The organism is Flavitalea flava (assembly GCF_054461575.1).
This window is the reverse complement of record NZ_JBTLQH010000027.1, coordinates 43,551-60,878: the sequence shown is the minus strand read 5'-3', so window position 1 is coordinate 60,878 and position 17,328 is coordinate 43,551. Positions and strand designations below refer to the sequence as shown.

Below are 17,328 nucleotides of genomic sequence, written 5' to 3'. Positions count from 1 at the left end.
AAGAATGAAAAGTATCTCGTCGTATTTGATTGCCAGTCTGGTTCTGGTCACTGCAGTTTCCTGCACCAGTCAGGAATTTAAAAAAACCAAAAGCGGTCTTTTGTATAAGATCTATTCCGATGGAAAAGGACAAACTGCCAAAAAAGGCCAGTTCCTTAAAGTGAACGTGGTTCAAAAGGTGCGGGATTCCGTCCTGTATACTTCAGAAGGCGGCATGCCGGTTTACATCCCGGTTGATAGTGCAAGACCTGTTTACAGCCCTACTGAAATATTTTCTCTTCTCCGTAAGGGGGATAGTGCGGTTGTCGTTTTATTGGCAGATACCCTTCAGAAAAAATCCGGCGGTCAGTTGCCTCCTTTCCTTAAACCGAAAGATAAGATTACTGTAGCCTTCAAGGTTGTGGATGTTTTTGCGTCCGAAGATCTGTTGGCCAGCGACAGGGCTCAGGAAACAGCCAAAGAAAAAGACCGTGAAGTAGCTGCTGTGGAAAGCTACCTGTCCAAAGAAAAAATTACTGCTGAAAAAACAACCAAAGGAACTTATGTTGTTGTTCAGTCCGTAGGAGATGGCACCCAGGTTGATTCCGGCAAACAGGTTTCTGTTCGTTACACCGGTAAACTTCTTCCTTCCGGTAAAGTATTCGAATCCAATATGACAGGCCCCACTACCGAACCCTTCAAATTTGTAGTTGGAAAAGGACAGATCATTCAGGGTTGGGATGATGGATTGAGAAAATTCAAGAAAGGCGGCAAAGGTACTTTGTACATTCCTGCTTTCCTGGCTTACGATCAACGCCCTGGTCCTGGTCAGAAACCTTTCGAGAATCTGATCTTCGAGGTGGAAATCGTTGATGTAACAGATGCTCCGGCTGCTGCTGCCGCACCGGCCATGCCTATGCCTCCCAATGGACTGCCACAAAGAGGCAATCCTCAACACCACTAAAATACCAGGAAGTATACGAGATAACTCCCTCTATACGGGAATAAATAAGCCGGAAATGGGGCTGACTGAAAAAGTCAGCCCCATTTTTGAATTAAAGAATTAAAGGTGATTGATTAAAGTACATTTCGGTAACCAGCCATTAGATCGATAACCTGACGAGCCTCCCGCGGGTCATGCACGCGTAGTATATCTGCCCCGTTCAGGATCCCCAGGGTATGCAGAACGGTTGACCCATTAAGGGCATCTTCTGCGGTAATTCCCAATGTCCGGTATATGACCGATTTGCGCGAGACCCCGATAAGGAGGGGGCGACCGGGCATTTTTAGAACGGAAAGGTGTTTCAGCAAGATGAGGTCATGTAAGGGTTTTTTGGCAAAACCAAGGCCCGGATCCAGGATGAGATCGTGTATGCCTGCCTCACGGCAATCTTCCACCCGCCGTATAAAATAATCCAACACTTCTTTTGCCACATCATCGTAGACGGCTTCTTTAGCCATTGTTGCAGGGGTCCCTTTCATATGCATGCAAACATAGGGTACACCGAGATTCCCGACGGTTGCCAGCATATCTTTATCCAGATATCCGCCCCCGATATCATTTACCATAGAGGCTCCTGCAAATACGGCCTCTCTGGCTACCTTTGCATAATAAGTGTCCACCGAAAGAATGGTTTCCGGAAAATGTTGCTGTATTAAAGAAATTGGTCCTGCCACCCGCTGCAGCTCTTCTTCCACGCCCACCTTCTCTGCGCCCGGACGACTGCTTTGACCGCCTATATCCAGGATATCTGCTCCGTCAAGGATCATTTTTTCGGCCCGGTTCAACAAATCTTTAATATCCATAACCCGGCTGCCCGGATAAAAGGAATCGGGGGTGATATTTAAAATGCCCATTACTAACGGCCTTTCCGCAACCCGTAATTTACCGTTGACCTTTAAAGTGAACATATTGTTTCGTTATCTTTAAGCTTTACTTTAATTTTCTTTTACTTTTACAGCAGGTAAGCAATACGGATACGTAAAATTCAACAATTAAACTGAAAATCACAGAAATTCTCCTGATGAGCAGTACGAACCGACAATATGACGAGGCCGTTCAAACATGTAAGGATATCTTTCTTAAAAAAACCAGGGATTATGGTACCTCCTGGAGGGTTTTACGAACCATTTCCATTGCAGACCAGCTTTATATTAAAGCCCGCCGCATACGAACCCTTCAACAAACAGGAGAACAAAGAGTAGGGGAAGATAAGACGGGGGAGTTCATGGCTATGGTAAATTATGGTATTATCGGGCTGATACAATTGTCACTTTCGGATGATTCTGTGGAGGACCTGCCGGTGAAGGAGGTTGAAAACAGGTATGATGAAAAAGTTAAAGAAGTAAAAGCCATTATGCTGGATAAGAACCATGATTATGGTGAAGCCTGGAGATCCATGAGCCAGGAAAGTTTTGTAGACCTGATCCTTATGAAGATCCTGCGTATTCGTCAGATAGTGGCTAATGATGGAAAAACATTGATCAGCGAAGGCATCGATTCGAATTATACCGATATCATAAATTATTCCCTGTTCGCCCTGGTCCTTATCGCAGAGGGGAAACATATGGAATAGCTTCGTAAAGAATTTATTAAAAATTTTAAATATGCATGACTTGAAGTTTTTCGCTTGAAGCCTGCAATCATACGGATAAAATGAAAATTCTAATAAATACTGCCCGGTTCATAGTCGGGGTCCTGTTTATATTCTCCGGCCTGATCAAGGCTAATGACCCGCTGGGGCTGAGTTATAAAATGCAGGAATTTTTCGAGGTATGGAATTTTCATTGGCTGGACGCTTATACATTGCTGTTTTCACTGCTTATGATCGTATTTGAGATTGTAGCCGGTGTTGCCATACTGCTTGGCTGGAGAATGCGGCTTTTTAGCTGGCTTCTGTTCGTACTGATCGTTTTCTTTACTTTTCTAACGGGCTATGCTTTTTTATCGGGGAAAATCCGGGAATGCGGCTGTTTCGGTGATTGTATTCCACTTACAGCCGGCCAATCGTTCACCAAGGACGTGATATTGCTGGCCCTGATCCTTTTTTTGTTTTTTTATCAGGGAAAGATCCGGCCCTTATTAACCCAGGTAGCAAGTCTTGCCATTCTAATCCTGTCATTTATTATCTCCATTTCCTTCCAATGGTATGTGCTGGTGCATTTACCGGTGGTTGATTGTCTGCCCTACCGGATCAAAACGAATATGCCGGATAAAATGAAGCCTCCGCCGGGAGCAATTCCGGACAGCACGGTCATAACCATGGTATATGAGAAGAATGGACAACAGATCGAGTTTTCGGGTAATAAATTCCCGGCTGACTTCGACGACTCTTATAAATTCGTTAATCGTTATGATAAGTTGATCAGGAAAGGAAACGCCGAGGCTGCTATAAAGGACTTTACTTTGCTCACCGCTTCCGGCACGGACACTACGATGGATATTCTTTTAAGAAAGGGATACAAATTGTTTTTCTTTACAAAAGGCCTTCCTGAAACTGCTCCTTCCTGGAATAAAGGATTTAACCTTATCCTTACGATGGCCAAGGCAAAGAACATCCCTGTTTATTTTATTACAGGGGATTATGAGAATGTGTTGGCCTGGACGGATGCAAATGGGATCAGTCAGGACGTTACTATTTTGAAATGTGATGCCACAGCGATTAAAACTGCTGCCAGGGCCAATCCCACACTTTATCTTCTACATACAGGAGTGATCCTTAATAAATGGAGTTACGCCGGGTTTGAATTTGCACTCCCGGAAATTAATTCATTACCTCAACAGTGATCTGTCATAACCATGATCCGTTATCTCCTTAAAAAGGTTTTCTACGGACTCCTCGTGATGCTGGGAGTGGTAGTGGCCGTGTTTTTCCTTTTCCAGGGTTTTGGCGATCCTTCCAGGTTGGTCATGGGGCAAAGGGCTGATCAGGCTACCCGTGAAAATATCCGGAAGGAATTATATTTGGACCAGCCTCGCTGGAAACAATTTGTTTTTTATCTGAACGACGTTTCCCCTGTCGCGATACATACAAAGGAAGAGATTACCACCAAAGGGCTCAGGGGCTTGTTCGTTGGCGGTGAGTCCAGGGTAGGCTTAAAATGGCCCTATCTCAGACGGTCCTATCAAACAAAAAAAGAAGTGATGGCGGTACTAATGGAGGCACTTCCCGGGACCATACTCCTGGCCATTGCCGCAATGCTTTTAGCCATTACTCTTGGAATATTCCTGGGAGTGATCGCTGCTATTAAAAAAGGGACCTGGATGGATACCACTGCTATTTTTACCAGTGTCCTGGGAATTTCAGCTCCTTCTTTTTTTATGGGCATTGTGATCGCCTATGTTTTTGGCTTTGTTTTTAGCCAGTATACAGGGCTTCATATGACCGGAAGTTTGTTCGATACAGATCCCTTCGATGGCCGGCAGTTACAACTGCGGAACCTGGTCCTGCCTGCTGTTACTTTGGGTATCCGGCCCCTTGCCATTATCGCCCAGTTGACCAGGGGATCTTTGCTGGATACCCTGGACCAGGATTATATACGTACTGCTTATGCAAAAGGACTATCCAAAAGAACCGTTATCTGGAAACATGGGTTAAGGAATGCCTTGAATCCTGTAATCACAGCCATTACAGGATGGTTTGCCGAATTGTTGGCAGGGGCTTTTTTTGTGGAATTCATTTTCGGTTGGAAAGGAATCGGAAAAGCCACCGTTGATGCCCTGGAGAAACTGGATTTCCCGGTTGTTATGGGGTCTGTACTGGTTTCTTCCTTTTTTTTTATCCTTATCGGGTTGCTGGCAGATCTTCTCTATGGGGTGGTCGATCCAAGGGTGAGATTAAAATGAAAATGGTCACTTGATCACCACTTCCTTGATCACTTTTTCTCCCAATGCCTCGTTAACCCTTTTGATGATCGTATCTTTTTGATAAAGTAATTCCTGACGGAGTGGGGCGATGGTGGTATTAATATACAAGGTATGCCCGTGGATCTGGATCTTGTCCGTGTATCGGGCTACCGTCTTTCCCATGATTTTTTCCCAGACTTCTTCAATCTGAAAGGCCTGAATATATCCTTTAAGATGGCTTTGATTCAGGAATTTTTTTAAAGCATCGCCTAATGAATATTCACCCATGCCTGCAATTTAGGTAAAGCTTTGACAGTAGCATATAAAAGTAATCCACTTGCCATCCAGAACAGTAGGGAAAACAAACACCCTTTTTGCGAAAGCTGTGGTGTTTCTGCACTTGCAGCTGCGTTATCTTCCTCCAGGTTGAGATAATGAGGTTTGTTTCTGTCGGCGGCTAAAATTTCCTTTCGGGTATGATATTGGGGATGTACGCAGGATATCAGATCATAACCGGCCTCGCTGATCACCCATTCGAGACGCCCGAAGAACAGGGGCTCACCATTTGGGTTATTCTCCAGTAAAACGGATTTTTTCAATATTTCAGCAGCATAAAGGCGAAGGCCTTCTTTATTGGCTTTTATGATTCCGTTCTCACCGGTTTCATCTACGGTGAATGAAAAATAAGCTTTGGAAGCATTATTCGTTTCTTCCAGAAAAACAATTGAAGATTCCAGGTCGGATGGCATAGCAAAAAGTTTCTAACCGGTTAGAGATTATGTTAATAAAACTATAAAAAAATACCAAAATTTTATAGTTTTAAAAAATATATACGTAAAACTATATATTATAGTTGCGGTTAATCTATAATCTGATGATATGACATGGAATAGAAAGTTTATCCAATTCCCGTTGGATACGACCAGGGTGAGTATCTGTAATAAAGATCTGTCCTTCGTTTTGAATACATACTTTATCGAGCAGGTTAGACATGCGGGATTCATCCAGTTTTTCAAAAACATCATCCAGCAGCAAAAGCGGCGGGAAGCCTTTTGTTTGTTTTAAAGTTTCGTATTCGGCCAGTTTCAGGGCAAACAGCAGACTTTTGCGTTGTCCCTGGGAAGCAATGGACTTAAAAGCCTGACCGGAAAATTGAATCTCTATATCATCCTTATGTATGCCTCCGTTGGAGCGTTGCAATAAAAGGTCCTTGTCCCGGGTCTGACGAAGGAGATCTTTAAAAGAGCCATGAAGTAATTGACTTTCATAGGTCAATTCCACCGGTTCTTCCTGCCCGGCTATTTGAGCATAGCATTGTTTTACCAGGGGGAGGAAGGTTTCCAGGAAAGTCCTTCGTTTTCCAAAGATATAATTACCCGGACCGGTCAATTGTTCATCGTATATGTCCAGGAGACTACTGTCCCCCATCCGGCCGCCTATCCGTTTTTCCGAAAGGGATTTAAGAAAACTATTACGTTGCTGCAGTATTTTGTTATACCCGATCAGGCTTTGCAGGTATCCGGGATCCAGCTGGGAAAGGAGGGCATCCAGGAAACGTCTTCGTTCCTCGCTGCCTCCTGTAAGGATCTGAACATCGTCGGGGGCTATAATTACACAGGGAAACCTGCCAATATGCAGGGAGAATTTCTCATAAGGGTCTCCATTGGAAGAAAACTCCTTTTTGTTATTTTCCCGGAGGATACAGGTTATATGATCCTGAGATCCCTGTTTCTCGAAGTTCCCCTCCACCCGGAACCCCGCTGTACCTTTACATACGTTTTGCTGATCGGATTTGGAGAAATAACTTTTAGTAAAACAGAGATAATAGATGGCATCCAGGAGATTAGTCTTGCCAACACCATTATTACCGCAAATCCCCACAATTCGTTCCCGGAAGGAGAAGCTTGCCTGGTCATAATTCTTGAACTGGACGAGTGATATATCTTTCAATTGTAACAATAAGAACCTCCAATAGGACGCAAGATAACCCTCAAAACCTTAATTTGAACGGATCAAACGGGTAAAAAGCCGTGGGTGGATCACAGCGGCCAAATTTCCAAAGCAATAGAATAATTTCCTTTTTCCCCGTATATTTGCCCCCGCTGGTCCGGTGCCTGCAGGCTCAGGCGCGGCATAAACTTCAAATATTCTAAAAGTGGCAACAAAGTTTTCAAAAGAGACCTACCTGTATTGGTATGAATTGATGCAACTCATTCGCCAATTTGAGCTGTTGGCAGAAGAAAAATACAAAATGGATGGCAAAATCCGCGGTTTTTTCCATGCTTATATCGGACAAGAGGCTATTGCAGCAGGATGTATGACGGCTACCAAACCGGACGACCCTTTTATTACCGCTTATCGCGACCACGGTTTGGCTTTGTCGAAAGGTGTTAGCGCCAATGCCTGTATGGCTGAATTATATGGCAAGGCTACAGGTGCCGCTAAAGGGAAAGGAGGAAGTATGCACTTTTTTGGAGTGGATGTTAAGTTCTTCGGCGGACATGGGATCGTTGGAGCGCAGATCGGAACGGGAACCGGGCTGGCATTTGCAGAAAAATATAAGGGTACTGACAACGCTGTACTGACCTTTTTCGGAGACGGGGCAGCCCGTCAGGGGATGTTACATGAAGTATTCAACCTGGCCATGTTATGGAAACTTCCCGTAGTATTTATTTGCGAGAATAATAACTACGCCATGGGAACTTCAGTGGAAAGAACTTCCAACGTGGTAGATATTTATAAATTAGCGGACGCTTATGAAATGCCCGGGGATTCTATTGATGGAATGAGCCCTGAAGCCGTTCATGAAGGTGTTGCCCGTGCAGTCAAAAGAGCCCGGGCAGGAGATGGCCCTACTTTATTGGAGATCAAAACATACCGGTACAAAGGGCATTCCATTTCCGATCCACAGAAATACCGTACAAAGGAAGAGGTGGAGGAATACAAGCAGAAAGATCCGATCCTGATGGTCCTGCATACCATTTTGACCAGGAAATTCGCAACCCAGGAGGAGATCGATGCGATCAATACAAGGGTAAATAACACGGTTGCCGAGTCGGTGAAATTTGCAGAAGAATCTCCCTGGCCGGATGATTCTGAGTTATTAAAGGATGTTTATATGGATAAGAACTACCCTTTCATTGTGGATTAATTCCTGTTGAGGAACCACCTGAATTTCAAAAAACCATTGCAGGCTATATTTTAATAAAATAACATAAACGACAAAAAAACAATGTCAGAGATCAAGCACCCGGCTCACCTGGACCAAGAGAAAAACCCGATCGATCAGTGGCAGCATAATTGGGATCGGTATGGGAAAAAGGCCGGCATCGGCCTGCTAGTATTCCTGCTGATCTTAGGAGGGTTTTTGGGGTATAAGAATTTAGTAAAAGAGCCCAACGAAAAGAAAGCAAGCGAGGCTATGTTCCGTGCAGAAGAATATTACCGTATGGATTCGGCCAGACTTGCTTTGAATGGAGACAATATCAATGCAGGGTTTTTGAAGATCATTTCAAAGTACGCTGGTACGCAGTCAGCCAACCTGGCGGCTTTTTATGCCGGAAGCTGTTATTTGAAGACCGGAGATTATAATAATGCCGTAAAATATCTGAAAGATTTTTCTACTTCTGTGAAACAGGTCCAGGTGAGAGCCTATGGATTATTAGGAGATGCCTATTCGGAGCTTAACAAAAAGGAAGAAGCCGCTGAACAGTATAAAAAAGCCGGAACCTTTGATGATAAAGATGATCTTTTGTCTCCCGAATATCTTTTCCGGTCCGGTTATTTATATGAAAGTATGGGGAAATCGGCAGAGGCGATATCTCTGTATCAAGTTATCAAGGACAAATACCCCACCACACAAAGAGGGGCTGATATTGACAAATACCTGGCAAGACTGGGTGTTGTAAAGTAGCTGGAGTTGAAATATTAACGTTGTTGGCTTAACATTATGGCAGAAATTGGAAATAGTAATTTATTAAGAACAGACACAGGCATTCTGAAAGGTCAGGATGCCTGTGTCGTTATCGTAAGGACGGAATGGAATGCGGCAATTGTCGATGCCTTGGAAAAAGGCTGCCTGGAAGCTTTAGAACAGGCAGGCGTCTGCAAGGTGAAAGTTATTAATGTCCCGGGAGCTTTTGAGATCCCTTTCGCCATAAAAAATTATTGGGAGGCCCACAAATACAAAGATGACCGCCCAAAGGCATTTATAGCCTTAGGTTGTGTATTGAGAGGGGATACTCCTCATTTCGATTATGTTTGTAAGGCCGTAACGGATGGGATACTTCAGTTAAATCTTAGTTTGCCGCTACCAACTATATTTGGGGTATTGACGGTGGATAATCAACAACAGGCTGAGGAAAGGATTGGTGGAAAACATGGACATAAAGGAGAGGAAGCGGCAATAACAGCCTTAAAAATGATCGCCCTGGTCAATGCATTCAAAGCTCCATAAATGAACGCAGCATTCAATCAGCCGGATCACACTAAATTTCCCATTCAGGCAGACGGGGGAATAACCGTTCAATTGTTCATACCTTGTTTCGTCGACCAGCTTTACCCCCAAACTGCCTTTAATATGGTAAAGGTGCTGGAAAAGGCAGGGGTTAACGTAGTGTATAATGTCAACCAGACCTGTTGCGGGCAGCCCGCCTTCAATGCAGGTTTCAGGGATGAAGCCAGAGATGTTTGTTCAAAATTTATCAGAGATTTTTCCGGTACAGATTATATCGTTGCTCCCAGTGCCTCCTGTGTAGGGTTTGTCAAAAATTACTATCCGGCGCTATTCGATAATTCCTCTGTTCACAATGAAGTAAAGGATCTTCATAAGCGGATCTTCGAGTTTTCCAGCTTTCTGGTCAATGTATTGGGGATGGATGATTTTGGCGCTACCTTGAAGGGAAAGGCAACCTACCATGATTCCTGTGCAGCACTAAGAGAATGCAGGATAAAGGATGAACCAAGGAAATTGCTATCCAAGGTAAAAGGCCTGGAAATGGTTGAGATGAATGATGTGGAGACCTGCTGTGGATTTGGAGGAAGTTTTGCCGTAAAATTCGAATCGATCTCCATTGCTATGGCAGATCAAAAAGTCAATAACGCCCTGCAAACGGGAGCTGACTTTATCATATCCACCGATCTTTCCTGTCTGATGCATTTAGACGGCTATATTCGTCATAAAGGCCACAAAATACGGACAATGCATATCGCTGACGTCCTTGCCAATAGTTAGACAGATAATAAATCAATACAAAATCAATAATCAATACAGGGGCGCCCTTTTTAGTGGGCTTGGCTATTCTGTCGAAAATTCCTTGTAATAGGTACAAAAAAATAAGACCACCCAAGTTACCGAAGTAACTGGATGGTCTTGACCCTTAAAACAACCTGTCGCAAGCGTTAAATAGGGTTAAAACCAGGCCTCATATTAACATACGTAAACTGATAAGTCCTGGATTCAAAAAATGCAACTTTTTATGGAAAGTTGCATTCTGGATACATTAAATTTCTTTTAACAATTGAAATTCAAGCAATTGTGATTATTTGGGCAGAACAACATGGTCGATAACGTGAATTACCCCGTTGCTTTGATAAACATCCTTAATTGTAACAGTGGCCATCCCCCCATTCTCATCTTTTAGCACAATCTTTTTGCCTTTCATCATGACCCATAATTTCCCCCCGGCTACTGTGGTCAGCTCTGCTGTGCCATTACCAGCTTTGATCATGCTGGCCAATTCTTTGGAATCAAGTTTACCGGATACAACGTGGTAGGTTAAAATTCCGGTCAGTTTGGCCTTATTTTCAGGTTTCAGGAGTGTTGATACTGTTCCCATGGGTAACATATCGAAAGCTTTGTTCGTAGGAGCAAAAACCGTGAAAGGGCCAGGGCTCTGCAGGGTTTCCACGAGTCCGGCAGCTTTTACTGCAGCCACAAGAGTCGTATGATCTTTGGAATTCACTGCATTTTCTATGATATTCTTGGACGGATACATGGCCGCGCCTCCAACTTCTACCGTTTTATCCTGAGCGGACAACGTGTTTATCGACAATACGGCAACGAGTATTAACCCCAAATTCTTGAGTGATTGCATAACAAATTTTTGTATTTATGAAATTAATGGAGTGAAATGAACTTCACTTATCAGATGGATTGTTACATGTAACCAACAGGATTACATACGGTGATGGGTTTTAGTACGGATTTATAAAATCAAAATATTTTTGCCCCTGCCCATAGCTATTATTAGTAATTTCGATCCTTCGCAAACTGCTAAAGACCTATAATCCGTAAATAAAACAATCAATATGGCTTACTGGCTCGTCAAATCGGAACCTGAAAAATACAGTTGGGATCAATTCGAAAAAGATAAACAAACTGTTTGGGACGGAGTACGCAATTATGCGGCCCGCATTCATTTAAGGGCTATGAAAAAAGGGGATGAAGCTTTCTACTATCATAGTAATGAGGGCATGGAAATCGTAGGAATTGCCAAAGTGATCCGAGAACATTACCAGGATCCAACTACGGAAGATGATGCCTGGGTTGCAGTCGATCTGAAGCCATTCAAGCGGTTAAAGAAACCCGTTAGCCTTGCGCAGATCAAGGCAGACAAAAGATTGACTGCCATGGCACTGGTAAGATTAGGACGTTTGTCCGTTCAGCCTGTAACGGAAGAGGAATGGTCCATTGTCCTGAAGATGGCGGGACACTAGGCTGATTCGCCTGGCCTTGCCAGGAAGGTTCGCATATAGATTTCCTTAATTTACAGGTAATAAATTAACAGTAATCTACCATCATATGAATACAGGTTTGCCAAAAAAAAGATTGGTCGTACTTACCGGGGCAGGCATTAGTGCGGAAAGCGGATTGAAGACATTCCGCGATTCCGATGGACTCTGGGAAGGGTATGAAGTTACAGAAGTCGCCACACCTGGGGGATGGAAAAAAAATCCCGGACTGGTGCTCGATTTTTATAACCAGAGACGCCGGGATGTAAAAAATGCGGAGCCAAATGCCGGCCATTTGGGACTGGCGGAACTGGAGAAAGAATTTGAAGTCCATATTATAACCCAGAATATCGATGACCTGCATGAGCGTGCCGGTAGTTCCCGTGTGCTGCATCTGCACGGAGAGATCTTTAAAATGCGTAGCGAGGCCGATGAGTCGCTTATATATGAGATCAGGGAGGATATCCTTCTTGGGCAATTGGCGGGCGATGGAGCTCAGTTACGTCCCAATATCGTCTGGTTTGAGGAAGCGGTGCCTATGATAGGAAAAGCGGCCCCTCTGGTACGATCAGCTGATATTTTTGTAGTAGTGGGGACCTCTTTGGTCGTTTATCCGGCAGCCGGTCTGGTTGATTATGCCCTTCCCGGTATCCCGAAATTTATTCTGGATAAGAAAATTCCCTACACTTCTTCCATTAACAAGCTGACGACAATTGAAAAGCCTGCTTCTTTGGGGATAAAAGAGTTGAAAGAAAAACTGGCCTTGCTGCTTTGAATGTCGCATTTTTAAGTATTCCGGGAAGGATTTAAGCTTTCCCTAACAAAGAGTTTTCTAACATTGCAGGCAAATGGAGTTAAAAAGAAAGATTTTCTTAACGGGCATCCTGGCCATTGGTATGCTGCACTCTTTTTCCCAGACTTCCTCTCTTTCCAGGCCTGTGGAGCAATTGCAGGAATATGCAAAAACAAATGTTCCGGCTGGTTATAGTCCCAGGCTGAATGTTCTTACCCTGACTCCTAAGGGGAATCTTCATTACTTATTCCCTTTCTATCATGCATTTAAAGACGAGGCAAAATTCAAAAAGATCTATTCGGATAATGGATATTACGATGAATTAAGTCAGTATTTTGCTTTTGCCGGAGATTACCAGTCGGCTATGCTATATCTGGAAAAAAGCTTTGATAGTATCGATGATGCAAACCGACGGAAAATATTCAAAGTGGTCGAAGGTTTAAAGAATATAGAACACGTGGATGCCCGCAGGTATATCCGGTTCGCTGCTCAGCAACATCGGGTGATTATGATCAATGAAGCCTATTCCAAGCCCCAGCACAGGGCATTTACCCTTTCTTTACTGGCCGATCTGTACCGCCAGGGTTTCCGTTATCTGGCCATGGAAATGCTAAATAACTTCTCCAACCACAGCCTGACCAGGTTGAATTTACATACAGGTTATTATACGGCAGAGCCGGTGGCTGGGGAATTAGTAAGAACGGCACTTGATCTTGGCTATACACTTGTATCCTATGAAGATACCGCGGCCTCTTTGCATACTCCCGGGCAAAGGGATTCTGTACAGGCGAGGAATATTTACCAGATCCTCCGGGATGATACCGCTGCTAAGATTCTGGTACATGCTGCTTACGCCCGGATCAGTAAAAAAAAGACGGCAGATGGATATACACCCATGGGGCTGGCATTTAAACAATTGTCAGGTATCGATCCGTTTACTATCGACCAAACGGATATGACAGAAGAAAGCAATTTTGGTTATGGCAGGGTATTTTATCAAGCCTATTTGGGGAAATATCCATTAAAAACTGTTTCTGTAGCCTTGATCAACAATGAGGCGGTAAATGTTACGAATAATAGTCTTTACGACCTTACTGTCATTCATCCGCCTACCCTTTACCAGGATGGAAGGCCCTCCTGGTTGTCTTTGGACGGAACCAGACAAATGGTATATATTAAACCAACCAATAACAACGCATATCTTGTTCAGGCTTTTTACCAGGGTGAAATGGAAAGGAATGAAAATAAAACATGGCAATTAGTGCCTGCCGACCAAACCTATACGCAAACGGGTAAAAAAAATTACCTTCTTTATTTGAAAAAAGGAAAATACACGATCATTTTTCGGGATATCGCCTATCATATCTGGAACACGCTGAAGATCGAGGTGAATTGATTTGTTAGATGATCTGATCAGGGAATAATTAAATCTGTTTCTTCAAACTTTACTCCTTCATCGCTTAATTCCTTCAAAACCGGTTCATAAATGGCTGGCAAAATAGGTATGTGCAATCCTGTTAGACCGATCTTCTCTTCCAGGATCAATTTTGCAGCAATTCCCAGTGGCAATCCAACCGTTTTTGCCATAGCTGTCTGCAAATTATCTGCTCCATGGACGATCAGGCTGCTTTTTAATGCATGTTTTTCCGTTGTCCCGGATTTTTCCAGGATATAATCAATCTCGTGAAGCATGACGATCATGTCCTTATCGTCAGGTTTCATCACCAATTTGGTTTCCAGCAAAATTTGCAGGACATCTGCAGAGGTCATTGCCAGTTCAGGGATCAGGCCTTCTTCGAACAAACCGAGATAGTCGAGTTGTTCCCGATTTTCCATATCTATATAAGGCGCGATTGAAGATGCCCATGCAGAAAAAGTGAGTCCTGGTGGGATAGGAGCCTGATCATTGGTCAGTCCTGCCTTGATTATGCTGCTCCAAGCCTTTATAAAGGCTGGAAAACGCAGGGTGGTACGTATAAACGTATGTATCTCCTCCAATCCGTAAACAGGAATATAGCTCAGGGAATCCCGGTTGGGATACCAGGCGAGCTTTCCAAGTCCATTTAGTGTAACTTCCCGGCAATCGGAGAATAGCTCTTCATAGGTTTTGGTGATCAAAAGATCATCTTCTTTGTATTTGGCGCCTGCCGCTCCCGCCATAACTACATTGCGTGGATTCCAGCTAATTTTATACCGCCATGGATTATTATCGCTGAGAGGCGAGACCAGCCCGCCTGTATGGGAGCGAAAAGATTGTATTATCCCTCCTTGTTTTTTGATCCGGTGGATCAACTGCATAGCACTCATGTGGTCGATGCCCGGATCAAGGCCCATTTCACATAAGAAAAAAAGCCCTTTTGCCTTTATGGAGGATTCAAGGGATTTTATATTTTCATCCAGGTAAGAAGCCGTTAGTAAATTCTTACCCCATTGAATACAGGACCTGGCAACGAGAAAATGCAGCGTAGGAGGGAGAAGGGAAATGACAATATCCGCCTCTTTTACAAGATGGTCTCTTTGTCGATCGTTTTCCACCTGGATGGCTACAGCCTTTGCCTGAGGGGCCGATCCTATCTTGGACTGTGCCAGGGAAAGATTGCTGTCCGCAACCTGGAGTTCCCATCCATGAATGGCCGTTTCTTTAACCAGGTAACTGATCAGACAAGTGGCTGATTTTCCTGCTCCGAACAATAGTATCTTTTTCATACAGGTAATTATTCCTCCGGGTTTAAATAACCCACAAGGTAAGGTGTTAGAAAAAAACACCTTAAAAAAAATTACCGTATTTTAATGGCAAGCAATAATGTTTAATTTTTATTTTCCAGCCTGATCTCTCCCAGATCTTTAAAAGTTCCCGGACCTACATTCGTGGCTTGAAAATCAACATTCCGGTAAGGTTTTTTTGCATCTATCCGGACTCTCCAGTGCCCGGGATTTACCGCAGTAAGGTAATAATCTCCATCATTACCTATCATTTTGACCGAATCCGAACCTTGAATGGCCCAAACTTTTTCGACTCCTTCTGCAGGATACACTTTAGCGTGAATGGAGGAGGTCTGTAACAACTTAACAGCATGTACGCTGGTTACCCCTATTACTACCAGACATAATTGCAATACTGCATTTCTCATACCAACTGGATTTAAAAGTTCATAATTAATTAATGCTTTTTCTAAGGAACAGGGACACGAAATCATCTACTAAACAGGCAGTTAATTACGAATACCGACAGGTGATGAGGGTTGTAGGGACCAATAGTTTTTCAACTACTATGCCAAATGAGAAGAATTGAATAAAAAACGATCTTATTCTTTTGTTATCGTTCCGGTCAGATTGCCGAATACGATAATCCTAATTCCTTTGAATTGATGAAGGTGATCCTGTATTGTACTTTAATGCCTCTGGCGCTTTTCGGCGCTTCAAGCATTAATGCAGCTCCTGGGCCCACTCCACGGAAATTAAGATTTTCAGTCCTGAATACTTTTTTGTTGGCCTGAATATATTGAACTTCAACTACGACGAGGTCAAGGGGATAAATGGAATGGTTGCTAACTGTCAATTGCAATTCAGAAATTCCTCCGAAGGTGCCGATCGAATATTTATTAGCACCTACAGATACCTGATTGGAAATGTTACTTTTTATGACAGTTTTATCATTCTGGATGTCGGACCGGTGCAAGGCATCCCTGTTCACTACTGAAAGTCCCATGGATGCTGAGTCTTTCACCGGCAGGGGCTCAGTGTCGGCAGTCTTCTGAATAACGGAAAGCCCGGCCTTGTTTTTAAGAAGTGTCGAATTTTTGGATTTGTTTCCAAGCGACGATGTCTGTTTAACAGGGGCGGCAACCAACGAAATTACGGCCGGAATTGTCTTTAATCTGTCATTTCGATTACCCTTCCCGATGATAGTGGCGACAGAATCCGGGGACGCTGGCAATTTTTCACCTGACGATCCGACGGAAAGATTACCTCCTGTGGGCAGGGAAGCGTTGGTTACAGAAACAGTTCCGTTATGATCGATTGCGGGACCCTGATAGGCAGCCATTTTCAACGAAGGGCCGGCTCCATTTCCTGCATTTTTATTGATGGACATGCCGATAAATACCCCTGCTGTCAATAATATCAATACGCAAAGGGCTACCCCCACCGGACGCATGATCTTATAAACATTGTTTTTATGAATCCGTGGTGTAATTTCCCCTGATGATTTCCAATCTTCCCGGGATTGAGAAAATTTCTCCTCAGCAACTGCCGGAGAAACGGGGCGCTCTATATTAGAAGATGATAGTGTTTCTTTTTTGGTTATGCCTGCATTATGCGCAGATTCTGTTACCAGGATGGGCTGAGCCTGTATTCTTATAGACTGAACAGGAGCGGTTTCCCTGCTTACAGGAAAGGACCTGCCAGCCGGCATGGTAACATATATCGTTCTTTTCTCTTTTTCGGTATTTGTTTTAGCCGGAACAGCAGCTATAAATGGGAGTGCAGTGGAATTGGAACTACCTGCCTGGGAGGGCTTTTTAAAAAAACGGTCAAATGGTTGTTCTTCAACAACCGGTGCAAAGGCACGCAGGCCATCCACTTCGCAGGGATAACGCCAGGCGGCACTTTTACCTTCAACCCATACCAGATCGTAGGCTTTAAGCCCCATAACCCTTAATTCCTCCAGGTCATAAGGGCCAGTTTGTTTGTTGTCACGCAATAACAAATACTTAGTCATCATTCCGGTTTGTTTTGCGTCGAAGGGCCTTTGGTTAGCTTGAACCTGCCATGCAAAACAATTAATAATTGGCCTTTGCCAGTGTGCCATGGCACAGTTTGTTTGCTTCGCAGGGCGAACCCCTCTTCACAAAATAGTTAGATACACCTGTGGGCCGACGGACCATTTGTCCACGGGATATACCAATAATCAATAAACGATCAGGCGGTACAGATAACAACTACTATTTTTTCACCGGATATTGTAGATACGAGACAA

At 43.7% G+C, this 17,328-nt stretch carries 19 protein-coding genes; 11 read left to right on the top strand and 8 right to left on the bottom strand.

Going from position 1 to position 17,328, the window contains the following annotated elements:
- Nucleotides 1-4: 4 nt before the first annotated feature.
- The gene (locus tag ACX0G9_RS21265; protein ID WP_459066971.1) at nt 5-943 is read left to right on the top strand and encodes an FKBP-type peptidyl-prolyl cis-trans isomerase; all 939 of its coding nucleotides are present in this window, start codon (nt 5-7) and stop codon (nt 941-943) included.
- A 113-nt stretch (nt 944-1,056) separates the two neighbouring features.
- Here the strand turns inward: ACX0G9_RS21265 and folP are convergent, their stop codons facing one another.
- The gene (folP, locus tag ACX0G9_RS21260; RefSeq protein ID WP_459066970.1) at nt 1,057-1,890 is read right to left on the bottom strand and encodes a dihydropteroate synthase; all 834 of its coding nucleotides are present in this window, start codon (nt 1,888-1,890) and stop codon (nt 1,057-1,059) included.
- A gap of 113 nt (nt 1,891-2,003) precedes the next feature.
- Between folP and ACX0G9_RS21255 the strand changes: the two genes are divergently transcribed.
- The 3 genes from ACX0G9_RS21255 (at nt 2,004) to ACX0G9_RS21245 (ending at nt 4,825) form a co-directional block, all read left to right on the top strand.
- Entirely contained in the window at nt 2,004-2,555 is a 552-nt protein-coding gene (locus ACX0G9_RS21255; RefSeq protein ID WP_459066969.1) for a DUF1599 domain-containing protein, read from the top strand.
- Nucleotides 2,556-2,635: 80 nt separating this feature from the next.
- The gene (locus ACX0G9_RS21250; RefSeq protein WP_459066968.1) at nt 2,636-3,766 is read left to right on the top strand and encodes a BT_3928 family protein; all 1,131 of its coding nucleotides are present in this window, start codon (nt 2,636-2,638) and stop codon (nt 3,764-3,766) included.
- A gap of 12 nt (nt 3,767-3,778) precedes the next feature.
- Complete coding sequence (locus tag ACX0G9_RS21245; protein WP_459066967.1) at nt 3,779-4,825, top strand: ABC transporter permease; 1,047 nt, start codon at nt 3,779-3,781, stop codon at nt 4,823-4,825.
- A gap of 6 nt (nt 4,826-4,831) precedes the next feature.
- On the opposite strand, the gene ACX0G9_RS21240 is transcribed toward ACX0G9_RS21245, so the two are convergent.
- The 3 genes from ACX0G9_RS21240 to recF form a co-directional block, all read right to left on the bottom strand.
- Nucleotides 4,832-5,113 (bottom strand): DUF721 domain-containing protein, encoded by a 282-nt coding sequence (locus ACX0G9_RS21240; protein ID WP_459066966.1) that lies wholly within the window; start codon nt 5,111-5,113, stop codon nt 4,832-4,834.
- Nucleotides 5,095-5,574: a hypothetical protein gene (locus tag ACX0G9_RS21235; protein ID WP_459066965.1), complete on the bottom strand. Its 480-nt coding sequence runs from the start codon at nt 5,572-5,574 to the stop codon at nt 5,095-5,097. Before ACX0G9_RS21235 ends, ACX0G9_RS21240 begins: the two co-directional genes overlap by 19 nt.
- Nucleotides 5,575-5,689: 115 nt before the next feature.
- Complete coding sequence (gene recF, locus ACX0G9_RS21230) at nt 5,690-6,775, bottom strand: DNA replication/repair protein RecF (protein ID WP_459066964.1); 1,086 nt, start codon at nt 6,773-6,775, stop codon at nt 5,690-5,692.
- Between the two features lie 205 nt (nt 6,776-6,980).
- On the opposite strand from recF, the gene pdhA reads away from it, so the two are divergent.
- The 4 genes from pdhA (at nt 6,981) to ACX0G9_RS21210 (ending at nt 10,058) form a co-directional block, all read left to right on the top strand.
- Nucleotides 6,981-7,976: a pyruvate dehydrogenase (acetyl-transferring) E1 component subunit alpha gene (gene pdhA / locus ACX0G9_RS21225; RefSeq protein WP_459066963.1), complete on the top strand. Its 996-nt coding sequence runs from the start codon at nt 6,981-6,983 to the stop codon at nt 7,974-7,976.
- An 81-nt stretch (nt 7,977-8,057) separates the two neighbouring features.
- Nucleotides 8,058-8,738, top strand: coding sequence for a tetratricopeptide repeat protein (locus tag ACX0G9_RS21220; protein ID WP_459066962.1), 681 nt, complete (start codon nt 8,058-8,060; stop codon nt 8,736-8,738).
- 36 nt (nt 8,739-8,774) lie between these two features.
- Nucleotides 8,775-9,281 carry a 6,7-dimethyl-8-ribityllumazine synthase gene (gene ribH / locus ACX0G9_RS21215; protein ID WP_459066961.1) on the top strand — a complete coding sequence of 169 codons (507 nt, stop codon included), beginning with the start codon at nt 8,775-8,777 and terminating at the stop codon, nt 9,279-9,281.
- On the top strand, nt 9,282-10,058 hold the full coding sequence (locus ACX0G9_RS21210; protein ID WP_459066960.1) for a (Fe-S)-binding protein: 777 nt from the start codon (nt 9,282-9,284) through the stop codon (nt 10,056-10,058).
- Nucleotides 10,059-10,365: 307 nt separating this feature from the next.
- Here the strand turns inward: ACX0G9_RS21210 and ACX0G9_RS21205 are convergent, their stop codons facing one another.
- Entirely contained in the window at nt 10,366-10,920 is a 555-nt protein-coding gene (locus ACX0G9_RS21205) for a fasciclin domain-containing protein (protein WP_459066959.1), read from the bottom strand.
- Between the two features lie 214 nt (nt 10,921-11,134).
- Between ACX0G9_RS21205 and ACX0G9_RS21200 the strand changes: the two genes are divergently transcribed.
- From ACX0G9_RS21200 to ACX0G9_RS21190, 3 genes are all read left to right on the top strand, one after another.
- Nucleotides 11,135-11,542: an EVE domain-containing protein gene (locus ACX0G9_RS21200; RefSeq protein ID WP_459066958.1), complete on the top strand. Its 408-nt coding sequence runs from the start codon at nt 11,135-11,137 to the stop codon at nt 11,540-11,542.
- An 85-nt stretch (nt 11,543-11,627) separates the two neighbouring features.
- A complete protein-coding gene (locus ACX0G9_RS21195; protein WP_459066957.1) occupies nt 11,628-12,332 on the top strand; it encodes an SIR2 family NAD-dependent protein deacylase in 705 nt (234 codons plus the stop codon).
- Nucleotides 12,333-12,405: 73 nt separating this feature from the next.
- Nucleotides 12,406-13,746, top strand: a complete 1,341-nt coding sequence (locus ACX0G9_RS21190) for a hypothetical protein (RefSeq protein ID WP_459066956.1) — start codon at nt 12,406-12,408, stop codon at nt 13,744-13,746.
- A 17-nt stretch (nt 13,747-13,763) separates the two neighbouring features.
- Here the strand turns inward: ACX0G9_RS21190 and ACX0G9_RS21185 are convergent, their stop codons facing one another.
- The 3 genes from ACX0G9_RS21185 to ACX0G9_RS21175 form a co-directional block, all read right to left on the bottom strand.
- A complete protein-coding gene (locus ACX0G9_RS21185; protein WP_459066955.1) occupies nt 13,764-15,056 on the bottom strand; it encodes a saccharopine dehydrogenase C-terminal domain-containing protein in 1,293 nt (430 codons plus the stop codon).
- 101 nt (nt 15,057-15,157) lie between these two features.
- The gene (locus ACX0G9_RS21180) at nt 15,158-15,481 is read right to left on the bottom strand and encodes a hypothetical protein (protein ID WP_459066954.1); all 324 of its coding nucleotides are present in this window, start codon (nt 15,479-15,481) and stop codon (nt 15,158-15,160) included.
- A gap of 197 nt (nt 15,482-15,678) precedes the next feature.
- Nucleotides 15,679-17,073 (bottom strand): hypothetical protein, encoded by a 1,395-nt coding sequence (locus tag ACX0G9_RS21175; RefSeq protein ID WP_459066953.1) that lies wholly within the window; start codon nt 17,071-17,073, stop codon nt 15,679-15,681.
- Nucleotides 17,074-17,328 lie beyond the last annotated feature (255 nt).